The organism is Alteromonas sp. RKMC-009 (assembly GCF_003584565.2).
Taxonomy (GTDB): domain Bacteria; phylum Pseudomonadota; class Gammaproteobacteria; order Enterobacterales; family Alteromonadaceae; genus Alteromonas.
The window spans coordinates 2,965,752-2,990,202 of the sequence record NZ_CP031010.1; the positions used below are offsets into that span (position 1 = coordinate 2,965,752).

Consider the following 24,451-nt stretch of genomic DNA (forward strand, 5'->3'; position numbering starts at 1 on the left):
AGCACATGGGTTTTAAATGTGGCATCGTTGGTCTGCCAAATGTGGGTAAATCTACCCTGTTCAACGCACTTACCAAAGCCGGAATTGAAGCGGCGAACTTCCCTTTCTGTACTATTGAACCGAATACCGGTGTAGTACCTGTACCGGACTTACGTCTGGACAAGCTGGCAGAAATCGTCAATCCGCAGCGCGTCATTCCTACTACCATGGAATTCGTGGACATTGCCGGTCTGGTTGAAGGTGCTTCAAAAGGTGAAGGTCTGGGAAACAAGTTCCTTGCAAACATTCGTGAAACCGATGCTATCGGACACGTTGTGCGTTGTTTCGAGAACGACAACATTGTGCACGTTGCCGGTAAAGTCAGCCCGAAAGATGATATTGACGTTATCAATACCGAACTGGCACTGGCGGATCTGGAAACCACAGAAAAAGCCATTCACCGTGTATCTAAGCGTGCCAAAGGTGGCGATGCCGATGCGAAGTACGAATTAAAAGCACTGGAAAAGATCAAACCGCACCTGGATGAAGGCAACCTGTTACGCTCTCTGGAACTGACCAAAGAAGAAATGGCAGCCATCAGCTACATGAACATGTTAACGCTGAAACCTACCATGTATATCGCTAACGTGAACGATGACGGATTTGAAAATAACCCGTTCCTCGATCAGGTAAAAGAAATTGCAGCTGCTGAAAATGCTGTAGTTGTTGCCGTTTGCGCTGAAATTGAAGCCGAAATTGCTGAGCTTGAAGATGATGAGCGTGAAGAATTCATGCAGGATATGGGTCTGGAAGAACCCGGTCTTAACCGCGTTATCCGTGCCGGTTACAACCTGCTGACTTTGCAAACTTACTTCACCGCAGGGGTAAAAGAAGTACGTGCATGGACATTCCCTGAAGGCTCAACAGCCCCTCAGGCAGCCGGTAAGATCCACACAGACTTTGAAAAAGGCTTTATCCGCGCAGAAATCGTTGGCTACGACCATTTTGTTGAGTTCGGCGGCGAGCAAGGCGCAAAGGATGCCGGTAAATGGCGTCTGGAAGGTAAAGACTATATCGTTAAGGACGGTGACGTCATTCACTTCCGTTTTAACGTGTAGTCACACAGTCATTCAAAAACACCGCCTGATGGCGGTGTTTTTATTTGAACGCTTTTTAACTTTAAGAAGTCACGTTGTGCTTCCGGCCAAGGCTGGTTAAACGGTGAGGCAGGCAGCGCGCTAAACCCAATACAGCACCGCGCCAATCACCACGCCGGTCAATAATAACTGCACCAGACAAAATCCCATTATATCTTTGGCTTTAAGTCCGGCAATCGCCAGCACAGGCAGCGCCCAGAATGGCTGGATTAAATTCGTCCAGGCATCTCCCCAGGCAACACCCATTGCTACACGGCTGACATCGGCGCCCAGCTCCAGCGCCGCAGGCAGTACCACCGGCGCCTGAACCGCCCACTGCCCGCCTCCGGACGGCACAAAAATATTCACAATGCCCGCAGAGATAAAACTCCAGACCGGCAGCGACTGCGCACTGGCAAGACTGATAAGCCATTCCGACAGACTCTGCGCTAAACCGGACTGAACCATGACAGCCATAATCCCGGCATAAAACGGAAACTGGATAACAATGCCCGCTCCGCCTTTCACAGCCTGATGCAAACTATGCAGTAATTTCCGTGGTGTCCCGTGTAACACAATGGCGAGAAACAAAAAGAGACCGTTAACGATATTCAGGTTTAACGTGCCGCCGTTTATAAAGTACATAAGCAGATACGCCAGACCGGCAAACCCGGTAAGCTGGGCCAGAATAACGCTGTTTTCCAGTTTATCCGCCGGACGGGTATTTTCAGCCTCCGGCACAGGTTCATCTTCAAGTTTTGATGCCGGTACAATGACACTGTCTTCTTTCGATGGCAGCATTAAACGGTTTACCACCGGCATTACCACGAACAATATGGCGACCAGAACAAGGTTAAAAGTGGCAAAAATAGTTTGTGATGTGTCGATAACGCCAATCTGATCAACAGAAAAGTGACCGGGCGTGGCAATGGTCAGTGGAACAGAGCCGGCAAGACCACCATGCCATACCACGAATCCGGAATAGGCACTGGCCACCAGCAAACGGTAATCCACCTCAACCTTCCTCGCCAGCGCTTTGGCAAATAACGCCCCCACCACCAGGCCAAAGCCCCAGTTCAGCCAGCTGGCAGCCAGCGATACCAGCGAAACCAGTAAAATCGCCTTAGGTGCAGACTTTGCCAGTCCGGCCATTTTCTCCAGCCCGCCTTTTACCAGCGGCGTACTTGCCAGCATGTATCCGGTGACAAGCACGAGCAGCATTTGCATGGAAAAACTGAGTAGCCCCCATAATCCGCTCCCCCATTGCTCAACAACCTGCTGCGGAGATTGTCCTTCTACAAGCACTGCTGCGGCAAAAACCACCAAAGTAAGCAATAAAACGAAGATATACGGGTCCGGCAGATAGCGCTCAACGAGTTTTACGAAGGGTGAAGCGACCTTATTCATCATATTTTTCTTCTTCCTTTAAGATCTGACTTAACAATTTACTCACATTATCGAATTTATTCGCAGATTTCAGGGAAAAAGATTTCACTACCGGCAAATTCAGACCGCCAAGCCGGTTAATTAATCGCCAATGTCGAGGGAAGAAATTCATAGCAAATGCCCTCAAATTGATCTCTTTTCCACCATTTTGACGCCATATTAAGCATTTCAGTACACATAGTGAGCACTTAAAAAAAGTTAGTAAAAAAGGGGTTGACGGTCGGGGGTCATATCCGCATAATACGCGCCACTTCCTGAGAGGGAAGAGAAAGAAAGAGGCTACGTAGCTCAGCTGGTTAGAGCACATCACTCATAATGATGGGGTCGCAAGTTCGAATCTCGCCGTAGCCACCACTTTCTCACAGTATTTCTCAGGTATGTCTAGCTGCGCGGAAGTGGTGGAATTGGTAGACACGCTGGATTTAGGTTCCAGTGCTTCACGGCGTGAGAGTTCAAGTCTCTCCTTCCGCACCATTATTGGGGTATAGCCAAGTTGGTAAGGCAGCGGGTTTTGATCCCGCCATCCGTTGGTTCGAGTCCAGCTACCCCAGCCATTATTTCGTTATGTTGAATCCATTCAGCTAACACCCAGTTGATTGGGGTATAGCCAAGTTGGTAAGGCAGCGGGTTTTGATCCCGCCATCCGTTGGTTCGAGTCCAGCTACCCCAGCCATATTATAGAAAAACCAGTCTTTTGACTGGTTTTTTTATGCCTGTTTGTCAGTGCGTTGAAAATTCAAAAAACAGAGATATTTATGCAAACACGGGTTGTATAGCCTTTTCCCTCTGCCCTGTTCTGATAAGATAGCCGGACAATAAAGAAGATCTATTATAAATAACAAGGAATTCATGTGATAAACGATATCGTATCGGCCGTAAATAATGTGCTGTGGGGTGACGGCCAGGTCCTTATCGTCATGTTGCTCGGGTGTGGTCTCTGGTTCACCTGGAAACTCGGCGCGGTACAACTCCGTCATTTCACCCATATGTTCTCGTTGATGAAAGGCAGTACTTCCACAACGAAAGAAGGTATCAGTTCATTTCAGGCATTGTGCACCAGCTTATCCGCCCGTGTAGGTACAGGTAATCTGGCCGGTGTGGCAGTAGCAATTTCTCTTGGCGGCGCAGGCGCTATTTTCTGGATGTGGGTTATTGCCTTTTTGGGCATGGCTACCGGTTTTGCCGAAAGCGTTCTCGGTCAGCTTTATAAGGTGAAAGATGAGAACGGTGAATACCGGGGTGGTCCGGCTTATTACATTAAACAAGGACTGAATAAAACCTGGCTGGCAGTGGCCTTTTCACTCTGTCTGTTTTTCGGTTACGGTTTCGTATTCAGTGCGGTGCAGGCAAATACCATTACCGATGCCCTGAACAACGCCTACAGTTTCAATCCACTTTATTCCGGTCTGGTGATTATTGCTCTGGCATCACTCATTGTTGTGGGTGGTTTGCGGGGTATTGCCCGCTTTGCAGAATGGATTGTGCCCTTCATGGCTATTGGTTATGTGATAGCCGCGCTGCTTATTGTGGCTTTCAACATCACCGAATTACCTGCCGTACTCATGTCGATTATCAAGTCTGCATTCGGCTTACAGGAAGCCGGTGCCGGTATGCTGGGGGCTGCCGTGAAAAATGGTATCCAGCGTGGCCTTTATTCCAATGAAGCCGGTTCAGGCAGTGTACCTCATGCTGCTGCCAGTGCTGCACCTACACCAAATCATCCGGTATCTCAGGGCTACATTCAGATGCTGGGGGTTTTTGTTGATACCATGATCCTGTGTACGGCGACAGCATTTATCATTTTACTGGCAGGCGGTGAAGCAACCGGTCAGATGGAAGGTATTGGCATGACTCAGGCAGCGATGACGAAACACATCGGAATGGGTGGTGAAGACTTTGTTGCCGCAGCAATTTGCCTGTTCTCATTCACCTCGGTGGTTGCGAACTACGCCTACGGCGAAAGTAACCTGCATATGTTCAAACTGGACAACAAACCGGGCCGCATTGCCTACACCGCCGGATACCTTATCATGATCCTGTGGGGCTCTCAGGCAGCTTTGCCCACTGTTTGGGCAATGGCCGACATGGCACTGGGACTGATGACAGTAATAAACATCATCGCCATTGTCTGGATGACGCCCACTATCGTTTCCATCAGTAAAGACTATTTTGCCAAACACGACCGTGGCGGAGACATGGAATACAAAACCGGTGACTGCGAAATTCAGGGTAAAAGCGAAGACGGTATCTGGTAAACGAACTACGGCTATCTGTTTAAGATAGCCGTCTTATGTTTTACTTAGCCGGTGTCCACGCAAACTTTTCAAATGCCGCATCTACCGGTGTGTCTGCCAGATGGTTGGTGTAATTACTCATTACCTTCTGAGCCAGAATTAATATAATATCCAACATATTTCTTGTGGTGTAACCCGCATCAGTAAAGCCTTTCATCGCCTCATCGTCAATGTGTCCACGACCACGGGTGACAGAGAGGACTGCATTTTTCAAAGCATTTAACTTTGCATCTTCAAGCTCTTCGTTATTACGCAATGCATCAATCAGCTTGTCATCAACTTTCATGCTTTTGGCAATACCGGTATGCGCCGGTACGCAATAGTGGCACTCGTGCTCTACGTTCACCGTTTGCCAGACCACGGTTAATTCTTCTGCAGTAAAATCTGTTTTCTGAGCTAAATCGTGAAGCACCTGATAACCTTCGAGTAATTCAGGAGATGATGCCATGACCGCATGCAGGTTAGGGATCATTCCGAAAGACTTCTTTGAATTTTCCAGTAGTGGCTTAGCTTTTTCGGGGGCAGTATCTTCAGTATGTAATGTATAAGTAGTCATAAAATTCTCCGTTAAGTAAAATAATCAACGCAATGTGATTGCTCTGTATATAAGATATAAGGACTTTGAACGATCGTTCAAGTCGTTTTTGAACGTTTGTTCAAAAAAATGTGTTTTAAGGTAATTTGAATGAAAATAACCAATGAAGAGCTGATAAAGAATGCGACTGTGCTGTTTTGGAAAAAAGGCTACAGCGCCGTGGGTATGCGCGAACTCCAAACCGCATTAGATATGAGACCCGGCAGTATTTATCACCGTTTCAAAAGCAAGGACGGCTTGTTCAGGCTGGTGATAGAAACGTACGTTGAGGATAGCAAAAGTGATATAGAGGCCTGTTCAGCCTTTCCGGATGCGCTTGCAGAATTAGAAAAATATTTTGTCAGTGTGACGACTTGTCCCGGGGAATTGCAGTACCAACGTCAATGTCTGCTGGTCAGAACACTGTCAGATATGGAACAGTTGCCTGAAGCAATCAGACAGGTGGTAGTTGAAGGGATGGCGACGCTGAAATCAGCATTTTTGTTAGTGTTGGAAAATGCTCAGCACCAAGGCAACATATCACAAGAAGCAGATCTCAGTGAGCTGGCCGCCTGGCTGCAATGTCAATTCGTTGGTCTCAGAACACAGGCTTTTGTCTGTGAAGACAATGAACAAACTAAACGACTGATAAGCAGAGCGATGAGCGAATTAAATAACGCAGCCTGAAATGACACAGTCTGAATCAGCCCTGCATCATCATTCTTATTAGCTGAATAACCAGAGAAATCATCACCAGCGGCCAAATCCAGCGGCTGATTTTGCTTGCTGTTTCCGGACTCACCCGCATTTTGGAGCGTTCAATTAACGGCACAATAATAAACAGCGCCAGAAATAACACACCCAGTAAGATCAGAACTTCCATTCGTCCATCCCCATTGCATACTTCAATACCTGATCTTTCACCGGCCCGGCCATATCCGCACCTTTCAGCATCAGGTTTCTTAACCACTTAACTGGGGGTATTTTATTACTAAACAAGAGGTAAAAGCCGTCCATCGCCGACATCATCAGGGCATTGTCTTTCATTCTCGGGCGTTCATATTCTGTTTTCAGTCTGTGGTAAAACTCATCACTTTGAGGTTTGCAGTCGCCGGTCAGAGCCAGTAAAGCCGATACATCTTTAAAGCCGAGATTCACGCCCTGCCCTGCCAGCGGATTTATTGTATGCGCCGCATCTCCGGCTAAGATAACACCCGGCCGCACATAGTCTGAAGCATGTGAACGCATGAGCACAAAACCGGCTTTACTGACGATGCGGAATTCAGGTAAAAGACGGGGAAAATGACTAAGAATTTCCTCTGTTAACGCTTTGTCGTTCATGCCTTGCAATTGCTTTATGCGTTCGCCGCTGTCGTACCAGATCAACGAAGCAAACTGGCCGTACATGGGAAGCAATGCTCTGGGTCCGGAAGGATAAAACTGCTGCCAGGTTTCACCCTCAAAAGCATCAGCACCTTCGATAATAATGCCCATTGCCTGCTGGCCGTACTGCCAGCCAGTGGAACCAATTTGCGCCAGTGCTCTCACACGGCTGCGGGCCCCATCAGCCCCGATAAGGTAACGGCATTGCAAACTTTCACCGTTTTCCAGTGTGACCCGTGTGATGGCCGTGGATTCATCAACCTCATAGGATTGCAAACTGGTTTGCGTCATCCAGTCCACTGGCAAATCTGCCAGAACACGGTGACAGCCTAACTGGATAAGACGGTTCTCAACAAAATATCCCAGTTGAGTCTGGCCAATACTTTGTGCATTGAAGCGGGTGGCCATATCCGGATTTTCCCACACAGACAGGGTATCGTAGGGCCGCACCCGCATGGCTTCAATGTGCTCCCATCCCCCCAGCGCCCGCAATAAATCCACGGACGTCAGGCTGATAGCAGACAAACGCAGATCCGGCGGCTGACCGTGTTGAAATGGCTGCGGCAGCACCGTTTCAATGATGGCAATTTTATATCCCTGCTGCGCCAGCCCTGATGCCAGCGCTGCGCCAACCATTCCACCACCATTGATACAAAAATCGTACATAACATCTCCTGAAGCGATAGCGCATTATGACCTAAACCGGCAGCGACTACCATGAAGCCAATGTCATACTGTTGCTATAGATCAGCAAGCTATACTAAACAGTATTAAACTGCGGAACAGATTTAAGGAACCACTGGGCAAACAGCTTCTCAACAGGTAAAATACGCGGCTATTTTGAACACTAGCCGGCTGTTTTACGGGTTTAGCCCGTGGTTTTTAATGCCGCAACACCTGAAATCGTGACGTGAATATGACCAAAAAGCTGTATATCAAAACCTGGGGCTGTCAGATGAACGAGTATGACTCGGAGAAAATGGCAGATCTGTTGGATTCTACCCACGGTTATTCGCTTGCGCAGGAAGCAGAAGAGGCGGACGTGATCCTGCTGAACACTTGTTCTATCCGTGAAAAAGCACAGGAAAAGGTGTTTCACCAGTTAGGCCGCTGGAAAAATCTGAAAAAAGACAAGCCCGAACTCATTATCGGCGTGGGTGGCTGTGTCGCCTCACAGGAAGGCGACCATATCCGTCAGCGCGCACCGTTCGTAGATTTGGTATTCGGCCCGCAAACCCTGCACCGTTTACCGGAAATGATTAAGCAACTTCAGGGCGGTGCCGGTTCCGTGGTGGATGTCAGTTTCCCTGAAATTGAAAAGTTTGATTCACTGCCTGAACCCCGTGCAGAAGGTCCCACGGCTTTCGTTTCAATTATGGAAGGGTGTTCCAAGTACTGCACATTCTGCGTTGTACCCTACACCCGCGGTGAAGAAGTCAGCCGTCCCGTTGATGACGTGATTCTGGAAATCGCGCAGTTAGCTGAACAGGGCGTACGGGAAGTGAACCTGTTAGGCCAGAACGTAAACGCATTCCGTGGCGAGCATCATGACGGCACCATTTGCCGCTTTGCCGAACTTCTGGAAATGGTCGCTGCCATCGACGGCATTGACCGTATCCGTTACACCACGTCACATCCGGTGGAGTTCACCGATGACATCATCGCCGCGTACGAGACAATTCCCGAGCTGGTAAACCACCTTCATCTGCCTGTTCAGAGCGGTTCCGACCGTATTCTCAACATGATGAAACGTGGTCACACGGCACTGGAATACAAATCAAAGATCCGCAAGCTGAAGAAAGTACGTCCTGACATTTGCATGTCTTCAGACTTCATCATCGGCTATCCGGGTGAAACCGATGCAGATTTTGAAGCGACCATGGATCTGATTCAGGCCATCGATTACGACCTGAGCTTCAGTTTCATTTACAGCGCACGTCCGGGTACACCTGCTGCTGATGCCGTGGATGATGTTAGCGAAGACGTGAAGAAGCAGCGCCTGCACCTGTTGCAGCAACGCATCACCCAGCAGGCATTGCGTATTGCCCGTCATATGGTGGGCACTGAGCAGCGTATTCTGGTAGAAGGCCCGTCGAAAAAGAACCCGATGGAGCTGTCCGGCCGTACTGAAAATAACCGTGTGGTGAACTTTGAAGGTTCACCGGACATGATTGGCGAATTCGTGGATGTGAAAATTACAGACGTCTTTACCAATTCACTGCGTGGTGATGTGGTTCGCCGCGAAAAGGATATGGGCTTGCGTGTGGCAGTTTCGCCCCAATCTATTACAGCAAAGCGTCACGGGGAAACTCCTGATGCACTGGGCGTGGGTCAGTTTGTCCCTGCCGTTTAAATTTATGAATAAGCGAGGAATAGCATAACTTGAGTACTCTGGTAAGCAACGAAGTCATATTAGAACCTGCTGACAATAAACGTCTGTCCAGCCTGTGTGGCCCGTTTGATGACAACATCAAACAAATCGAACGCAGGCTTGGTGTAGAAATCAGTTACCGTAATAACGCCTTTAAAGTGTCAGGCGAGGCCCTTCAGGCCAACGGTGTAGCAGAGCTGCTCAAGTTACTGTATATCGAAACTCAGCCTGTTAAAGGCCTCATCCCGCAACTGGAACCGGAACAGGTACACCTGGCCATTCAGGAAGCCCGCTTCCCTGAGCGCAGTGAATCAACGGTTTACGGCAAAGAAGTTAATATCAAAACCAAGCGGGGTGTCATTAAGCCCCGTAATCCGAACCAGGCACAATACGTTGCCAATGTGGTTAATCATGATATTACGTTCGGTATCGGCCCTGCCGGTACGGGTAAAACCTATCTGGCTGTGGCCTGTGCGGTTGATGCCCTTGAACGTCAGGAAGTGCGCCGTATTCTGCTTACCCGCCCTGCTGTTGAAGCCGGTGAAAAACTGGGTTTCCTGCCGGGTGATTTATCTCAGAAAGTCGACCCGTATCTACGTCCCCTTTACGATGCCCTGTTTGAAATGCTTGGCTTCGAAAAGGTAGAAAAACTGATGGAACGCAACGTAATCGAAGTTGCGCCGCTGGCTTATATGCGTGGCCGTACACTGAACGATGCGTTTATCATTCTGGATGAAAGCCAGAATACCACCACTGAACAAATGAAAATGTTCTTAACCCGTATTGGGTTTAATTCCAAGGCGGTGATCACCGGTGACATCACCCAGGTCGACCTGCCCCGTGGCGTGCGTTCAGGGCTGAGAAACAGTATTGAAGTACTGGAAGGTGTATCTGACATTTCATTTAACTTCTTTAAAGCTGAAGACGTTGTGCGTCACCCTGTGGTGGCCAGAATCGTACAGGCCTATGAGAAGTTTGATGGAGAGCAGGAAAAAATTCGTCAGGCAAAACGTGCTGCCGCCGAACAGGAAAAGCAGCAAAATGCCGGTGACGACAGTAAGGACAAGCCGTGACGGCAGTCATCGATTTTCAGCAAGCTTATGCGCCGGAAGACTCCGTTTCGGCGCACATTCCAACAGAAGTTCAACTTTCTCTCTGGGCCAACACCATCTTCTCTCAACTGGATATCAGCGACAAAGAACTGACCATCCGGTTTGTAGATGAAGAAGAATCACAAACCCTCAACAGAGATTATCGCGGTAAAGATAAGCCGACCAACGTACTGTCATTTCCCTTTGAGTGCCCGCCGGGTGTACCGCTGAATCTGCTCGGTGACCTGGTCATTTGTGCGCCGGTTATCAGCCGTGAAGCACAAGAGCAGCATAAGCCGGTAGCCAACCATTATGCCCACATGGTGGTGCACGGTATCCTGCATCTGATAGGCTACGACCACATCGATGATGATGAAGCCGAAGAAATGGAATCTCTGGAAATTGAGATTTTAGCGCAATTATCCATTGACGATCCTTACCGGGATCTTTAACTTTTATATTTCACACACTACAAAAGACGATTATGAGCGAAGACAGCCCTCACTCTACCAACGGCTCGACGAACAAAAGTTGGTTAGATAAATTAAGACTGACATTTTCCGGCGAGCCGAGAAGTAAGGAAGATCTGGTAGACGTTATTACAGAAGCCGAACAACGGGAACTGATTGACCCCCAGACCAGAGAAATGATTGAAGGCGTTATCGGTGTCAACGAAATGCGCGTACGGGATATCATGATCCCCAGAACGCAAATGACTACTATTGATATCGACCAGAAGGTAGAAGAGTTTCTGCCTAAAATTCTGGACACAGCCCACTCCCGCTTTCCTGTTATCAGCGAAGACAAGGACCATATCGAAGGTATTTTACTGGCAAAAGATCTGCTCAGCTATGCATTCAGTCCGGATAAGGCCTTTGAGTTAAAAGATGTACTTCGTCCGGCTGTCATTGTGCCGGAAAGTAAACGGGTGGACGTACTGCTCAAAGAGTTCCGCCAGCAACGCTACCACATGGCTATTGTTGTGGACGAATATGGTGGTGTATCCGGTCTGGTTACCATTGAAGACATTCTGGAGCTGATTGTCGGTGAAATTGAAGATGAATATGATATCGACGAAAATGGTACAGACGACATTAAACCACTGAATAAATCTACCTATACCGTTAAAGCATTAACGCCGGTGGATGACTTCAATGAGTTTTTCAAGACCACATTCGATGAAGAAGAAGCGGATACGATCGGCGGTATTGTCCTGAAAGCATTCGGGCACATGCCGGAAACCGGTGACGAAATTACCGTCAGCGATATTCACTTCAAAATTACCAACTCCGACAAGCGCCGTCTGGTGCAGCTCAAGGTTACCGTACCCTCCATGGAGTAATCTCCCCTGAAAGCGTTTATTCCCTATCTGTTGGCACTGCTTAGCGGTGCCAGTTTAACCTTTGCCTATGCCCCGTTTTCGCTCTGGCCTGTCACGTTCGTGGCGCTGGCCCTGGCCATCCGCCAACTGGTAAAAACGCAACGTCCATTCTTAACCGGCTGGTTGTTCGGTCTGGGCTGGTTTGGTGCCGGCATCAGCTGGGTGCATGTCAGTATCGCTGATTTTGGTGGCTTGCCTGTGGTGTTGTCAGTGGGACTCATGCTCATTCTGTGCGGGTATCTTGCATTGTATCCTGCAACCGCGCTCTGGGCTGCAAGACGCTGGTTTCCTGCCAGGTTATGGCCGCTTGCCCTGCCGTTTCTCTGGGTCGTTGCTGAATGGCTGAGAAGCTGGATGCTGAGCGGCTTCCCCTGGTTATCGGTGGGCTACAGCCAAATCAACAGTCCGCTGGCAGGCTGGGCGCCGGTAGCCGGCGAAACCGGCATTACAGCGATTATTATTGCCCTTGCAGCAGCACTGGCAATATTCAGAGTCAGAACCCAATGGCCGGCGATAGCGGTTATTTTTACAGTTAGCCTCGTATCAGGCTGGCTGCTGAAGAAAGTTAACTGGGTGGAAACCGCCGGCGTGCACTCTGTTGCCATGGTACAGGGCAATATTGCCCAGTCACTGCGCTGGGTACCGGAACAGGATATTCCCACCATGGAAAAATATCGTGGTTTAACCACGCCGCTGTGGGACAACGATCTGGTGATATGGCCTGAAGCTGCAGTACCGAAACTGGAACTCATGGCGACAGACTTTCTGCAAGCCATGGACCGCCAGGCGGTAAGCACAGACACGGCACTCATTACCGGCATTGTTAATTACAACTGGGAGTCTGAAGAAGCATGGAATAATCTGCTGGTGCTCGGGCGCAAAACACCGGACGATACGCAGGCCCGTTACCATTATTTCCATGCCAACCGGTATGCCAAGCATCACCTGCTGCCCATCGGTGAATTTGTGCCTTTTGAAGACATATTAAGACCACTGGCCCCGTTGTTTGATTTACCTATGTCTTCATTTTCCCGCGGAGACTTTGAACAAACAAACCTGATAGCCAACGGGATCCGCCTGGCACCGGCAATTTGCTTCGAAATAGCCTTTCCCCGTCAGGTTTCGGCCAATGTTCACAGCGATACAGACATGATCATCACGGTAAGTAATGACGCCTGGTTTGGTCACTCCCACGGTCCGGCACAACATCTGGATATTGCCCGTATGCGGGCAGTTGAAACCGGCCGGCCGGTACTGCGGGCAACCAACAATGGTATTACCGCATTTATTAATGAAAAGGGCGATGTGACCTCTGTTCTGCCACAGTTTGAAGCTGGCAGTCTGGTGTCTGACGTGGCAGCCAAACATGGACTTACACCTTACAACCGCGCCGGAGATATACCGGTATGGTTTGTCAGCGGTTTATTGCTTTGCGTTGCGCTGTATCTCAGACGCACACATTAACCCTGCCAGCAGCGTGCTTGTGCTTTTCTGAGGTACAAGTACGCGTTCTTCTTCCTCTTTTTTGCGATAATTGTCAGCCAAATTTCCCGCTGATTGGGTAAAGTATGGCTGTTGACAGGACAGTTCCGGAAATACCAATGAAAATCAAAAGAATACACACATACCTGATGGCCGGTTCGCTGGCGCTTACCAGTTTATTTACGCTGGCTAATCCCCTTGTTATTACCGCAGATCGCATGGTCGATGTGAAAGCCGGTAAGGTTATCGAATCCGCCGTGGTGATTATCGAAGATGATGTGATTGTTCAGGCCGGCCACAGCAAAAAAATTGCCATACCAGACAACGCTGAAGTCATGGCACTGGGTGATTACACATTAATGCCGGGTTTGATGGACATGCACGTTCACCTGACCAGCGACCCCACAAAACACGGCTACTCATCGCTGTCTGTTTCCGTTCCCCGTGCTGCCATTACTGGTGTTAAACATGCAAAAGATACGCTGATGGCGGGTTTCACCACGGTCCGGAACGTTGGCGCACCCGGTTTTACTGATGTGGCGCTGCGTGATGCCATCAATGACGGTGATGTTCAGGGACCGCGCATGTTTGTGGCCGGCCCGTCACTGGGTGTGACCGGTGGTCACTGCGACAATAATCTTCTCCCCTATGTCTATCACGATAAAAGCGAAGGCGTTGCTGATGGTCCGTGGGAAGTACGCAAGAAAGTACGTGAAAACATCAAATACGGCGCTACTGTTATTAAGTTCTGCGCCACCGGTGGTGTTTTATCTAAAGGTACAAAAGTCGGTGCCCAGCAGTACACCGAAGAAGAAATGCAGGCACTGATTGAAGAAGCCCATTTACGCGGCCTCACCGTGGCCACGCACGCTCACGGCACCAGCGGCATAAAAGCGGCAATCCGTTCCGGTGTGGACTCTGTAGAACATGTCAGTTTGCTGGATGATGAAGCCATCGAACTGGCGAAAAAACACGGCACGTACTTTTCCATGGACGTGTACGTCACAGAATATATTCTCGGAGAAGGTGAAAAGGCCGGTATTCTGCCGGAAAGCCTCGCTAAAGAACGCATTGTAGGCACCAAACAACGGGAGAATTTCCGTAAGGCGGTGAAGGCCGGCGTCAACATGGTATTCGGTTCGGATGCCGGTGTTTATCCTCACGGGGACAATGGCAAACAGTTCGCCCGCATGGTGACCTGGGGTATGACACCCATGGAGGCCATTCAGGCTGCCACCATTAATTCTGCTACATTACTGAAGCAACAGGAATCACTTGGCAGCATTGAAGCGGGCCGGAAAGCCGACGTCATTGCAGTAAAAGGCAACCCTCTTGATGATATGGCGCTGATGGAAGATGTAGGCCTGGTGGTCAAAGACGGACAAATCGTCAAATCCCTCGCGATGTAACCCTCCATACCGGCGGCAACTTTCCCACTCGCCGCCGGTGCCGCTTTCTGACATAATCAAACCTTTACAGGCTGGTGCTTAAATAAGAGGCCGGCCTTTTATGTTGCCCGTTACGGGAACTCACGCCTTTTGCTTAACAGGACAGGTATGCCTACTATCGACTTAACTCCCCTTTACCGCTCTTTTATCGGCTCAGACCATCTGGCTACATTAATTGAAGCTGCAAACCGTGCAGAAAAGCAGAGCAGCTACCCGCCGTACAACATTGAACTGATTGACGAGTTTAAATACCGCATCACCATGGCTGTAGCGGGTTTCAGTCAGCAGGACGTGATTGTGGAAGTGCAGGACAATACCTTACGGATTGCCGGTAAAAAGCTGGCCGATCCTAAGCAGGCTGAGCGGAAGTTCCTGCACAAGGGCATTTCTGAACGGGGTTTTGAACGCAAGTTCCAGTTAGGTGACAACGTAAAAGTGATTGCGGCCGATATGGCACTCGGCCTGCTGCATATTGATTTACAACGTCTTATCCCGGAAGCGAAAAAGCCTCAGCGCATTTCCATCGGCGGCGGAGACTGACCGGCTTGTGTCTGTAATTTCCGGTAAAGTGGCATATGATGTTTATGCACTTTACCGGGATCTATCTTAGCCAGTGCGGCGATAGCAGCCTCTTTCTTCCCTTCGATAAAGTCCAGTTCCGCTATTCTCAGCCGGATGTAGGTTTTATCGCCCGTTTCATACGTACCCAGCGCCTGGTCAAGGGCATGACCCGCCTGCTTCAAATAATACCGGGCCGGCTTATATTCTTCTTTGTGCAGATAGACAACGCCCAGACTGCTGTAAGCATTAGAAAGCTGTAGCGGCTCATTCTTATGCTCATGCGCTTCGGCCACATAGCCGTAATATTGCAATGCTTTGTCGTAATCCTTTATAAAAAATGCCACATGTGCGATTGCCATATGCAAAGGCGCTTTCGCATCAGGATTACGGATATTTTCAGTACGCCTTACCGCCCAGTCAGCCAGTTCGCTGGCAGCGTCATAATCTTTGAGGTAGTTGTGGAGAATGATGAGTTCTGCAAGACGCCGTGGATCAGGGGCATACTCTGCCGAACGCATAATTAAATCACGGGCAAGATGAGCGTATTCTGTTCCCTGCTCTGTCTCACCGCTACTTAACAGCTTCTTGGCATAAATGGTGTAAACCACAATTTTGAAGACATCGGGGGCATCCGTCATGTCAGCATAACCGCTGAGTTCCTGACGGGTCAGAGACAGGTTATCCAAATCCCACCGTGCAGACAGGTTGTAGTACATCAGCATGTACCAGTCCCGGCTTCCGGCAGCAGTATTTTTCAGTAACTGACGGGTTTCATTTTTACAGTCCACAGCACTGGCAAGACAACTGTCAAGACTGGTGTAAGACAACGCATTAACGCTTCCTGAAATCAGGAAAGACAAACTTATAATTATACGGATGGTGTCGCGCACGACTGGTTCTCCGTCTGGCAGACATCTAAAGCAATACTTCCTTACCAGTGCGCAAAAGGATGAAACTCTCTCATAAACCCTGCTGTCCAGAGACAACGTCGTTTATCAGAAAACTCATAGTAAGGTGTGATTTCCACACCGGCATAAACCTTTTATTTTTCCGTAATTATTTGTTCTGCATCTCCATTTGCGCCACATCGGTGCATTATATCGTAAATAATGCGTAAAAAGGCTTTTTAAATGAAGAAAAGACGACAAGTGCAGGCTGGAAAGCCTGCACAGAAAGAGAATAAACGACAGTTTTACTGAGCAGTGAGTGCAGCAGACAGCGCAGGCCGGTGATTACCCGCATGCTCCAGCCAGTTCATCAACACCTGATGCTCGGTATCGCTGATCCCGATGACTGACATGTGCGTTTCGTCATCATTTACAATTCGGGTAACGTTTGCCAGCTTTGACCAGCCGTTAGCACGGCGAATATTACTGACGAGATCCTGATCAGAACCGTAGGTGAGAATAGGTACATTCAGTGCAGGTAAATCTGCAAACATATCTGTCTGCTCAACAGAGAGCCCTGCCCGTTTCAGCGCCAGTTCTGCGCCGGCACGGATAGATGAATCAGGTACCAGCTTACTTAAACGGGGTTTGAACGTATGGGCGACACCAATGGTAGCGCGGTCAAACCGGTCCATAGGAGCCAGTAATACCAGCCCGGCCACGGACTCCAGCTTTCTGGCTGTTTTCACCGCAGCTAACGCGCCCATGGAGTGACCAACGAGATAAACAGGCTCTTCAGTGATATCCACGGTATGGTCGATAAACTCGGCAAGTAAGTCTGCATCACGCACACCAAACCCGAGTGGTGCAGAGGACTCGCCCTGCCCCATTAAATCAGGTTCAATGACGCGGAATCCCAATGCCTGAAAATAGAAACCGGTACTCATCCAGCTTTCTTTTTTCGCACCGTAACCGTGAAGTAAAACAACGGTGCCGGAAAATTGCCCGACATCACGGGGAGCAATTGTCACTTCTTTCAAAAAGCTGAACTGATTACCAAAATCCCGCGATACGGTAAAAGACATACTGGGAAGCTGACGGGTAACAGCACCGCCATCTTTATAAGGAATACAATAAGATGAGCGCTCACTACACCACTGCTTCTCAACCACACCCCATTGGGCATACATCTGGTCCAGTGTGGCCTGTTCGTAGTGAATTAATTGCGCGGGTGATTCGATGCGCTCTGCTACCATCCGTGAGCAGCCACTGAGTAAGATCAGGACTAAAAGTATTAATGAATGTTTCACGAACGGTACCGTACTACACATCAATTGCCGTTGCGGCTATATCCGCTGAGGGCGTTGGTTAAAGGAAGCGGAAAGCCTGCGACTTTCCGCCAACAATATCAGATATATTCCACTTCGGTAATTTCGAACTCGACAGTGCCTGCCGGTGTCTGGATATTTACCACATCATCCAGTTCTTTACCGATAAGACCACGGGCGATAGGAGAATTCACTGAAATCAGATTATTTTTGATATCAGCTTCATCATCACCCACGATGCGGTAAGTGGTTTCTGCATCCGTTTCCAGATTCATAATGGTAACTGTAGTACCAAAAATGACCTTACCGGTATTATCCATTTTGGTAACATCGATGATTTGCGCGTTAGATAACTTTCCTTCGATGTCCTGAATACGACCTTCACAGAAGCTCTGCTCTTCACGGGCAGCATGATACTCGGCATTCTCTTTCAGGTCGCCGTGCTCACGGGCTTCGGCAATAGAAGCGATAATACGCGGGCGGGTCACTGTTTTTAATTCATTTAATTCTTTGCGCAATAACTCTGCGCCACGAGCGGTCATCGGATACTGACTCATGGTGTTTCTCACTTATTTTGACTGGTCTGCTGACCTTTTGATCGCTGAGTTAAAAAAAGTGCGCCAACCGGCGCACTTTTCTAAAATATTGATTGCGCAGAATAGCGCAATTTCACACAACTGTCATCAGGCATTAATACGGGCATGCAGCTCCTGCACTGATGAAACCTTGTTACGGTCATCGGCAGATTTTGCACGAATCGTAGCGAATGCTGCATTCATTGTTGTGGTGTAAGTGATTTTATTCACTAACGCTTCACGACGAATGTACACAGAATCCGTGATTGCCTGGCGGCCTTCCGTGGTGTTGATGATATAGCTGTATTCACCGTTTTTAATTGAATCAACGATGTTAGGACGTCCTTCAGACACCTTATTGACTACAGTACATTCAACACCTGCATCAATCAGGCTCTTCGCAGTACCGCTGGTCGCTTCAATCTTAAAGCCGGCTTCGATCATTGCTTTGGCAAGGTCGACAACACGGGCTTTATCATTGTTACGTACAGACAGTAACGCTTTGCCTTCTCTTGGCAGAGGCGCACTGGCACCCAGGTTGGCTTTGGCATACGCTTCTTCGAAGGTATCACCCACACCCATAACCTCACCGGTAGAGCGCATTTCAGGCCCTAACAGCGGGTCAACACCCTGGAACTTAGCAAATGGCAGTACCACTTCTTTCACAGAGTAGAACGGCGGAATGATTTCTTCCGTCACACCCTGAGACTGCAGTGACTGACCGGCCATACAGCGGGCTGCAACTTTCGCCAGCGGTACGCCTGTCGCTTTAGATACGAAAGGTACGGTACGGGCAGCACGGGGGTTCACTTCAATCAGGTAAACTTCACCGTCTTTGATAGCAAACTGTGTATTCATCAGACCCACAACACCCAGCTCTAACGCCATATCACGAACCTGCTTACGCATGGTGTCCTGAATATCTTTTGGCAGAGAGTGTGAAGGTAATGAACAGGCAGAGTCACCAGAGTGAACACCGGCTTGTTCGATGTGCTCCATGATGCCGCCGATCACCACTTCTGTGCCGTCACAGATAGCGTCGATGTCGACTTCAATCGCGTCGTCAAGGAAACGGTCCAGCAGTACCGGGGCGTCGTTAGACACTTTAACCGCTTCGTTCAGGTAACGTTTCAGATCTTTCAGGTCATACACGATTTCCATCGCACGGCCACCCAGAACGTATGAAGGACGAACTACCAGCGGGAAGCCGATTTCTTCTGCACGGGCCAGAGCCTGTTCAATGTTGGTAACCGTTGCGTTAGCCGGCTGCTTAAGACCCAGCTTGTTCACCATGTGCTGGAAGCGCTCACGGTCTTCTGCACGGTCAATGGCTTCCGGAGACGTACCGATAATCGGTACACCGTTCGCTTCAAGGGCACGGGCCAGTTTCAGTGGTGTCTGACCACCGTACTGAACAATCACGCCTTTGGGCTGTTCTTTTGCAACGATTTCCAGCACGTCTTCTAACGTTACCGGTTCGAAGTACAGACGGTCTGATGTGTCGTAGTCGGTAGAAACCGTTTCAGGGTTACAGTTAACCATGATGGTCTCGTAGCCGTCTTCACGCATAGACAGCGCAGCGTGCACACAGCAGTAATCGAATTCGATACCCTGACCGATACGGTTAGGACCACCGCCCAGTACCATGATTTTATCTTTATCCGTCGGTGCAGCTTCACATTCTTCGTCGTATGTGGAGTACATATACGCAGTGCTGGTTGAGAATTCAGCAGCACAGGTATCAACACGCTTATACACCGGAGTGATACCGAAACCACGGCGGATGTCGCGGATGTCGCTTTCTGCAACGTTAGTCAGCTCAGCCAGACGGGCATCAGAGAAACCTTTACGCTTCAGCGCACGGGTGAAATCTTCAGTCAGTGCGCTTACGCCCTGCTCTGCCACCTGGTTTTCCAGTTTAATCAGTTCTTCTAGCTGTACCAGATACCAGCGGTCTACATTGGTGTAAGAGAACACTTCCTCAACGCTCATACCCATACGGAAAGCATCACCGATGTACCAGATACGCTCAGCGCCCGGGTTTTGCAGCTCATACTTGAGCTTGCTCATGGCTTCGTCGTCCTGCGGGTCCAGAATCGGGTTCAGACCCGTAGCGCCCACTTCCAGACCACGTAATGCTTTCTGCAGTGATTCCTGCTGATTACGGCCAATCGCCATCACTTCGCCTACAGACTTCATCTGTGTGGTAAGACGGTCGTTCGCACCGGCAAATTTTTCGAAGTTAAAGCGTGGAATCTTAGTCACAACGTAGTCGATAGACGGCTCGAAAGAGGCCGGCGTCAGACCACCGGTAATATCGTTAGCCAGTTCGTCCAGGGTATAACCCACAGCCAGCTTGGCAGCCACTTTCGCAATCGGGAAGCCGGTAGCTTTTGATGCCAGTGCTGAAGAACGTGATACGCGCGGGTTCATCTCGATGATAACCATACGGCCAGTCTTCGGATCCACACCGAACTGTACGTTTGAACCGCCGGTTTCAACACCGATTTCGCGCAGTACGGCCATGGCCGCGTTACGCATGATCTGGAATTCTTTGTCGGTCAGCGTTTGTGCCGGTGCAACAGTGATAGAGTCACCAGTGTGAACACCCATGGCATCGAAGTTTTCGATAGTACAAACGATAATGCAGTTATCATTTTTATCGCGAACCACTTCCATCTCGTACTCTTTCCAGCCAATCAGCGACTCGTCGATAAGCAGCTCATTGGTAGGAGAAAGGTCAAGACCGCGGGTACAGATTTCATTGAACTCATCAATGTTGTACGCGATACCACCACCGGTGCCACCCATGGTGAATGACGGACGGATGATACAAGGGAAACCGATGCGGCTGAGTACATCGTGGGCCTGCTCCATAGTGTGAGCAATTTCCGCACGGGGACATTCCAGACCGATAGACTTCATCGCTTTATCAAAGCGCTCACGGTCTTCCGCTTTATCGATAGCGTCAGCCGTTGCACCAATCAGTTCAACGTTGAACTCTTTCAGTACGCCTTCACGCTCAAGATCCAGCGCACAGTTCAGTGCAGTCTGGCCGCCCATGGTAGGCAGTACCACATCAGGACGTTCTTTTTCGATGATTTTGCGTACCACTTCCCAGTGAATCGGCTCGATGTAGGTTGCATCAGCCATTTCAGGGTCAGTCATGATAGTCGCAGGGTTAGAGTTTACCAGAATGACGCGGTAACCCTCTTCGCGCAGTGCCTTACAGGCTTGTGCGCCGGAATAGTCAAATTCACAGGCCTGGCCGATAACGATAGGGCCGGCACCCAGAATCAGAATACTTTTTATGTCAGTACGTTTTGGCATTGTCGGCTAGTTCCTACTGTTTTGATTGTTCAATAAGGTCGATGAAATGATCAAACAGATCAGCCGCTTCGTGCGGACCCGGGCTCGCTTCAGGGTGGCCCTGGAAGCTGAACGCAGGTTTGTCGGTACGGTGAATACCCTGCAACGACTTATCGAACAATGAAATATGAGTAACTTCTAAGTTATCCGGCAACGTAGATTCATCAACAGCAAAACCGTGGTTCTGGCTGGTGATCATCACTGTACCTTTTTTGAGGTCTTTCACCGGGTGGTTAGCACCGTGGTGACCAAACTTCATTTTGACCGTCTTAGCACCGCTGGCCAGAGCCAGTAACTGGTGACCCAGACAAATACCGAATACCGGAATGTCTTTTTCAAGAATGGTTTTAATCGCTTCAATGGCGTAGTCACACGGCTCAGGGTCGCCGGGGCCATTTGATAAAAACACACCATCCGGATTCAGAGCCAGTACGTCAGCAGCAGGCGTTTGCGCCGGCACCAACGTCACTTTACAGCCTCGGTCAGCCAACATACGTAAGATGTTGTTCTTCACGCCGTAGTCGTATGCAACAACATGGTATTTCACTTCCGCAGGCGTTACATAACCTTCACCCAGCACCCACGTGCCTTCGGTCCAGGTTTTCACTTCCTTAGTGCTAACTACTTTGGCCAAGTCCATGCCTTTTAAGCCCGGGAACCCCTTAGCAGCGTCTAATGCTTTGGCTTCATCTAAATCGTCACCGCAGATGATACACCCGTTCTGCGCACCCTTGTCACGAAGGATACGGGTTAAACGACGGGTATCGATATCCGCAATACCTACTACGCCTTTGGCTTCGAGGTATTCAGATAATGTTTGTTCGTTTCGAAAATTACTGGCTACGAGGGGAAGGTCACGAATGATTAGACCTTTAGACCAGATTTTGTCTGCTTCGACGTCTTCAGAATTGGTACCGGTATTACCGATATGGGGGTAAGTAAGTGTAATGATTTGTTCAGCGTATGACGGGTCGGTGATGATTTCCTGATAGCCTGTCATGGAAGTATTAAAAACAACTTCCCCAACGGCAGAACCAGTGGCACCAATTGCCGTACCTTTAAAAACTGAACCATCCTCTAACACCAAAAGGGCAGAATTAGCCAAGTCAACCTCCAGATTAAGGATAACCGACGGTTTATTCAGTGGCATGAATAAACCCCACAAAAAACGGGAGGTAACAATAATTTTACTTCCCGTTTACGATACTTTGCAGCTAATAAAACGCGACCCGGACAGGCCGGAACGCTAAATTTTGGCAAATTCCAAGTATTATATAGGAGTAATCAGCAAAGGTCTAATTCAAATTTAGAAAAATATGAAAAACACCTCATTAACTGATTTTTTAGCGTCTAACCTCGGAAAAGCCTATTTATCTGATAAATAATTACGCCAGACCAATGACATCATTCATGCCATAACGTCCATTTTGCTTACCCGACAGCCACAAAGCCGCGTGTACTGCGCCTTTGGCGAAGGTTAAACGACTGGATGCTTTGTGCGTAATTTCCAGACGCTCGCCCAGATCTGCAAACAATGCGGTGTGTTCTCCCACAATATCACCGGCTCTTACGGTGGCAAAACCGATAGTTTGATGTTCACGGGGCGGTTCTTTCCCTTCACGACCGTAAACAGCACATTCTTGCAAGTTTCGCCCTAAAGTATCCGCAATCGCTTCACCGATGGCCATAGCCGTGCCTGATGGTGCATCCTGCTTAAAGCGGTGATGTGCTTCGAGGATCTCAATATCTGCTGTATTGCCCAGTGCTTTTGCCGCCTGCTTCACCAGCGACAGCATGACGTTTACGCCCACGCTGTAATTCGCCGCGAAAACCAGCGGGATTGTTTTTGCTGCTTCGTCCAGCGCCTTTAACTGGTCCTGCGACAAACCTGTGGTACCAATGACAACCGGCTTTTTGTGCTCTGTGCACCAGGCCAGATTGCTGTCGAACGCGGCCGGTAAGGTAAAATCAATCACCACATCCACATCGTCAGGGTTCAGTGATGAAATCGCACTGCAGGCAATGCCCTGCGTACCGATCCCGGCGAGTTCGCCAACATCGATGCCTACCCACGGTGAGTCATCACGTACCGTGGCAACGGATAAATCTGCTTCGTCATTTTCACGCAATGCTTCAATCAGCACACGTCCCATACGCCCGTTGGCGCCTAAAATAGCTACTTTCATATCAGGATATTCTCAGTCTGTTTTCCGGCATTTTGCCTGAGCGCGGACAATTTTCAAATGCTCACAGGTAATTAGCGTAGAATATGGTATAACCATCTGCAGTCATGCCATTTCAATTTACCCGCAGAAAATCTGCATTTACACTGTGTTGCATCAACATAAAACCGTACTTTATCCGCTACGATAATCGTGCTTCTGCAGAAAAGGATTCAACATGGAAAAAAAGCTGATCTGGGATATTCCTACCCGACTGTTTCACTGGTTGCTCGTTTTCTCCCTGGCCGGGCAATATGTCACCGCTGAACTGATGGACAACGCCATGCAATGGCACTTCTATCTCGGCTACTTTACGCTCGGGCTGATTATTTTCCGGCTCATCTGGGGGATTGCCGGTTCGGATTACGCGAAGTTCAGCCAGTTTATTTATGGTCCCCGGGCCGTATTACGTTATGCCGGCACCTTATTTAAGCGGGACTCAGAAGCTCATGCAGGTCACAACCCGCTGGGTGGCTGGGTTGTTATCATCATGCTGTCACTGGTTGCCGTGCAGGCAGTAAGCGGATTATTCATGACTGACGACATTTTCCTCGATGGTCCCTGGCGCGCCGCAGTAGAAGACTCAACACTGAAAACCATGAGTTATTTGCACAATAACGTATTCAATATTCTACTGGTGGTCATTGCCCTTCATATTGCAGCGATTGGTTTCTATGCCGTGTATAAAAAGCAAAAACTGGCACCGGCCATGGTGCACGGAAAGAAAAGTACCAATGAAGCCGGGATCCCGTCATCACGCCTGTTGGCTGCTGTTGTTGTTGCGCTTATCAGTGCCGGCATTGTGTACTACGTAGTAGAAATCGCGCCGCCTGAAGCAGCAGAAGAAGAATATTACTACTGATTTTTTACTTGGCTCAGCTACACAGCCAGATGTTACAAAGCCGCCTTCACAGGCGGCTTTGT

The 24,451-nt window shown here is 49.1% G+C and carries 21 protein-coding genes and 4 tRNA genes; 15 read left to right on the forward strand and 10 right to left on the reverse strand.

Annotated features, from left to right (window positions below; genetic code table 11):
- Nucleotides 1–5: 5 nt before the first annotated feature.
- The gene (ychF, locus tag DS731_RS13135; protein WP_119501759.1) at nt 6–1,097 is read left to right on the forward strand and encodes a redox-regulated ATPase YchF; all 1,092 of its coding nucleotides are present in this window, start codon (nt 6–8) and stop codon (nt 1,095–1,097) included.
- Nucleotides 1,098–1,217: 120 nt separating this feature from the next.
- On the opposite strand, the gene DS731_RS13140 is transcribed toward ychF, so the two are convergent.
- Nucleotides 1,218–2,525, reverse strand: coding sequence for a short-chain fatty acid transporter (locus DS731_RS13140; protein WP_119501760.1), 1,308 nt, complete (start codon nt 2,523–2,525; stop codon nt 1,218–1,220).
- 313 nt (nt 2,526–2,838) lie between these two features.
- Between DS731_RS13140 and DS731_RS13145 the strand changes: the two genes are divergently transcribed.
- The 5 genes from DS731_RS13145 to DS731_RS13165 all read left to right on the forward strand — a co-directional run bounded on the left by DS731_RS13145 (nt 2,839) and on the right by DS731_RS13165 (nt 4,816).
- Nucleotides 2,839–2,915 (forward strand) — tRNA-Met (locus DS731_RS13145).
- Between the two features lie 35 nt (nt 2,916–2,950).
- Nucleotides 2,951–3,035 (forward strand) — tRNA-Leu (locus DS731_RS13150).
- Between the two features lie 4 nt (nt 3,036–3,039).
- Nucleotides 3,040–3,115, forward strand: a tRNA-Gln gene (locus DS731_RS13155).
- Nucleotides 3,116–3,158: 43 nt separating this feature from the next.
- Nucleotides 3,159–3,234: transfer RNA gene (locus tag DS731_RS13160), tRNA-Gln, on the forward strand.
- A gap of 178 nt (nt 3,235–3,412) precedes the next feature.
- Nucleotides 3,413–4,816: an alanine/glycine:cation symporter family protein gene (locus DS731_RS13165; protein ID WP_119501761.1), complete on the forward strand. Its 1,404-nt coding sequence runs from the start codon at nt 3,413–3,415 to the stop codon at nt 4,814–4,816.
- A 40-nt stretch (nt 4,817–4,856) separates the two neighbouring features.
- Here the strand turns inward: DS731_RS13165 and DS731_RS13170 are convergent, their stop codons facing one another.
- On the reverse strand, nt 4,857–5,411 hold the full coding sequence (locus tag DS731_RS13170) for a carboxymuconolactone decarboxylase family protein (protein ID WP_119501762.1): 555 nt from the start codon (nt 5,409–5,411) through the stop codon (nt 4,857–4,859).
- Nucleotides 5,412–5,540: 129 nt separating this feature from the next.
- Between DS731_RS13170 and DS731_RS13175 the strand changes: the two genes are divergently transcribed.
- On the forward strand, nt 5,541–6,116 hold the full coding sequence (locus DS731_RS13175; protein ID WP_119501763.1) for a TetR/AcrR family transcriptional regulator: 576 nt from the start codon (nt 5,541–5,543) through the stop codon (nt 6,114–6,116).
- Between the two features lie 16 nt (nt 6,117–6,132).
- Here the strand turns inward: DS731_RS13175 and DS731_RS13180 are convergent, their stop codons facing one another.
- Together DS731_RS13180 and DS731_RS13185 are read right to left on the reverse strand one after the other, a co-directional pair.
- A complete protein-coding gene (locus tag DS731_RS13180) occupies nt 6,133–6,312 on the reverse strand; it encodes a hypothetical protein (protein WP_119501764.1) in 180 nt (59 codons plus the stop codon).
- A complete protein-coding gene (locus DS731_RS13185) occupies nt 6,300–7,478 on the reverse strand; it encodes an FAD-dependent monooxygenase (protein WP_119501765.1) in 1,179 nt (392 codons plus the stop codon). Before DS731_RS13185 ends, DS731_RS13180 begins: the two co-directional genes overlap by 13 nt.
- 250 nt (nt 7,479–7,728) lie before the next feature.
- On the opposite strand from DS731_RS13185, the gene miaB reads away from it, so the two are divergent.
- From miaB to DS731_RS13220, 7 genes are all read left to right on the forward strand, one after another.
- On the forward strand, nt 7,729–9,165 hold the full coding sequence (gene miaB / locus DS731_RS13190; protein ID WP_119501766.1) for a tRNA (N6-isopentenyl adenosine(37)-C2)-methylthiotransferase MiaB: 1,437 nt from the start codon (nt 7,729–7,731) through the stop codon (nt 9,163–9,165).
- 29 nt (nt 9,166–9,194) lie between these two features.
- Nucleotides 9,195–10,256, forward strand: coding sequence for a PhoH family protein (locus DS731_RS13195; RefSeq protein WP_119501767.1), 1,062 nt, complete (start codon nt 9,195–9,197; stop codon nt 10,254–10,256).
- 56 nt (nt 10,257–10,312) lie between these two features.
- Nucleotides 10,313–10,726 carry an rRNA maturation RNase YbeY gene (ybeY, locus tag DS731_RS13200; RefSeq protein ID WP_442858464.1) on the forward strand — a complete coding sequence of 138 codons (414 nt, stop codon included), beginning with the start codon at nt 10,313–10,315 and terminating at the stop codon, nt 10,724–10,726.
- Between the two features lie 32 nt (nt 10,727–10,758).
- Nucleotides 10,759–11,616, forward strand: coding sequence for an HlyC/CorC family transporter (locus tag DS731_RS13205; protein WP_119501769.1), 858 nt, complete (start codon nt 10,759–10,761; stop codon nt 11,614–11,616).
- 36 nt (nt 11,617–11,652) lie between these two features.
- Nucleotides 11,653–13,119, forward strand: coding sequence for an apolipoprotein N-acyltransferase (gene lnt / locus DS731_RS13210; protein ID WP_232373562.1), 1,467 nt, complete (start codon nt 11,653–11,655; stop codon nt 13,117–13,119).
- Between the two features lie 167 nt (nt 13,120–13,286).
- Nucleotides 13,287–14,546: a Xaa-Pro dipeptidase gene (locus DS731_RS13215; RefSeq protein WP_232373563.1), complete on the forward strand. Its 1,260-nt coding sequence runs from the start codon at nt 13,287–13,289 to the stop codon at nt 14,544–14,546.
- Nucleotides 14,547–14,693: 147 nt separating this feature from the next.
- Nucleotides 14,694–15,125 (forward strand): Hsp20 family protein, encoded by a 432-nt coding sequence (locus tag DS731_RS13220; protein ID WP_119501772.1) that lies wholly within the window; start codon nt 14,694–14,696, stop codon nt 15,123–15,125.
- On the opposite strand, the gene DS731_RS13225 is transcribed toward DS731_RS13220, so the two are convergent.
- From DS731_RS13225 to dapB, 6 genes are all read right to left on the reverse strand, one after another.
- Nucleotides 15,095–16,036: a tetratricopeptide repeat protein gene (locus DS731_RS13225; RefSeq protein WP_119501773.1), complete on the reverse strand. Its 942-nt coding sequence runs from the start codon at nt 16,034–16,036 to the stop codon at nt 15,095–15,097. The genes DS731_RS13220 and DS731_RS13225 overlap by 31 nt on opposite strands.
- Nucleotides 16,037–16,338: 302 nt before the next feature.
- The gene (locus DS731_RS13230) at nt 16,339–17,343 is read right to left on the reverse strand and encodes an alpha/beta hydrolase (protein WP_161599154.1); all 1,005 of its coding nucleotides are present in this window, start codon (nt 17,341–17,343) and stop codon (nt 16,339–16,341) included.
- A gap of 98 nt (nt 17,344–17,441) precedes the next feature.
- Nucleotides 17,442–17,918 (reverse strand): transcription elongation factor GreA, encoded by a 477-nt coding sequence (gene greA, locus DS731_RS13235; protein ID WP_119501775.1) that lies wholly within the window; start codon nt 17,916–17,918, stop codon nt 17,442–17,444.
- 126 nt (nt 17,919–18,044) lie between these two features.
- Nucleotides 18,045–21,266: a carbamoyl-phosphate synthase large subunit gene (carB, locus tag DS731_RS13240; protein ID WP_119501776.1), complete on the reverse strand. Its 3,222-nt coding sequence runs from the start codon at nt 21,264–21,266 to the stop codon at nt 18,045–18,047.
- A gap of 13 nt (nt 21,267–21,279) precedes the next feature.
- Complete coding sequence (carA, locus tag DS731_RS13245; protein ID WP_119503420.1) at nt 21,280–22,410, reverse strand: glutamine-hydrolyzing carbamoyl-phosphate synthase small subunit; 1,131 nt, start codon at nt 22,408–22,410, stop codon at nt 21,280–21,282.
- Nucleotides 22,411–22,690: 280 nt separating this feature from the next.
- Complete coding sequence (gene dapB / locus DS731_RS13250; RefSeq protein WP_119501777.1) at nt 22,691–23,491, reverse strand: 4-hydroxy-tetrahydrodipicolinate reductase; 801 nt, start codon at nt 23,489–23,491, stop codon at nt 22,691–22,693.
- Between the two features lie 214 nt (nt 23,492–23,705).
- Between dapB and DS731_RS13255 the strand changes: the two genes are divergently transcribed.
- On the forward strand, nt 23,706–24,389 hold the full coding sequence (locus DS731_RS13255; protein ID WP_119501778.1) for a cytochrome b/b6 domain-containing protein: 684 nt from the start codon (nt 23,706–23,708) through the stop codon (nt 24,387–24,389).
- Nucleotides 24,390–24,451 lie beyond the last annotated feature (62 nt).

Excerpts from the sequence above, each read along its gene's own strand:
- DS731_RS13175 (WP_119501763.1), top strand. The coding sequence starts at position 5,541 with ATGAAAATAACCAATGAAGAGCTGATAAAGAATGCGACTGTGCTGTTT.
- carB (WP_119501776.1), bottom strand. The coding sequence starts at position 21,266 with ATGCCAAAACGTACTGACATAAAAAGTATTCTGATTCTGGGTGCCGGC.
- ychF (WP_119501759.1), top strand. The coding sequence starts at position 6 with ATGGGTTTTAAATGTGGCATCGTTGGTCTGCCAAATGTGGGTAAATCT.
- miaB (WP_119501766.1), top strand. The coding sequence starts at position 7,729 with ATGACCAAAAAGCTGTATATCAAAACCTGGGGCTGTCAGATGAACGAG.
- DS731_RS13215 (WP_232373563.1), top strand. The coding sequence starts at position 13,287 with ATGGCCGGTTCGCTGGCGCTTACCAGTTTATTTACGCTGGCTAATCCC.
- DS731_RS13220 (WP_119501772.1), top strand. The coding sequence starts at position 14,694 with ATGCCTACTATCGACTTAACTCCCCTTTACCGCTCTTTTATCGGCTCA.
- DS731_RS13185 (WP_119501765.1), bottom strand. The coding sequence starts at position 7,478 with ATGTACGATTTTTGTATCAATGGTGGTGGAATGGTTGGCGCAGCGCTG.
- greA (WP_119501775.1), bottom strand. The coding sequence starts at position 17,918 with ATGAGTCAGTATCCGATGACCGCTCGTGGCGCAGAGTTATTGCGCAAA.
- DS731_RS13205 (WP_119501769.1), top strand. The coding sequence starts at position 10,759 with ATGAGCGAAGACAGCCCTCACTCTACCAACGGCTCGACGAACAAAAGT.
- dapB (WP_119501777.1), bottom strand. The coding sequence starts at position 23,491 with ATGAAAGTAGCTATTTTAGGCGCCAACGGGCGTATGGGACGTGTGCTG.
- DS731_RS13170 (WP_119501762.1), bottom strand. The coding sequence starts at position 5,411 with ATGACTACTTATACATTACATACTGAAGATACTGCCCCCGAAAAAGCT.
- DS731_RS13255 (WP_119501778.1), top strand. The coding sequence starts at position 23,706 with ATGGAAAAAAAGCTGATCTGGGATATTCCTACCCGACTGTTTCACTGG.
- DS731_RS13180 (WP_119501764.1), bottom strand. The coding sequence starts at position 6,312 with ATGGAAGTTCTGATCTTACTGGGTGTGTTATTTCTGGCGCTGTTTATT.
- DS731_RS13140 (WP_119501760.1), bottom strand. The coding sequence starts at position 2,525 with ATGATGAATAAGGTCGCTTCACCCTTCGTAAAACTCGTTGAGCGCTAT.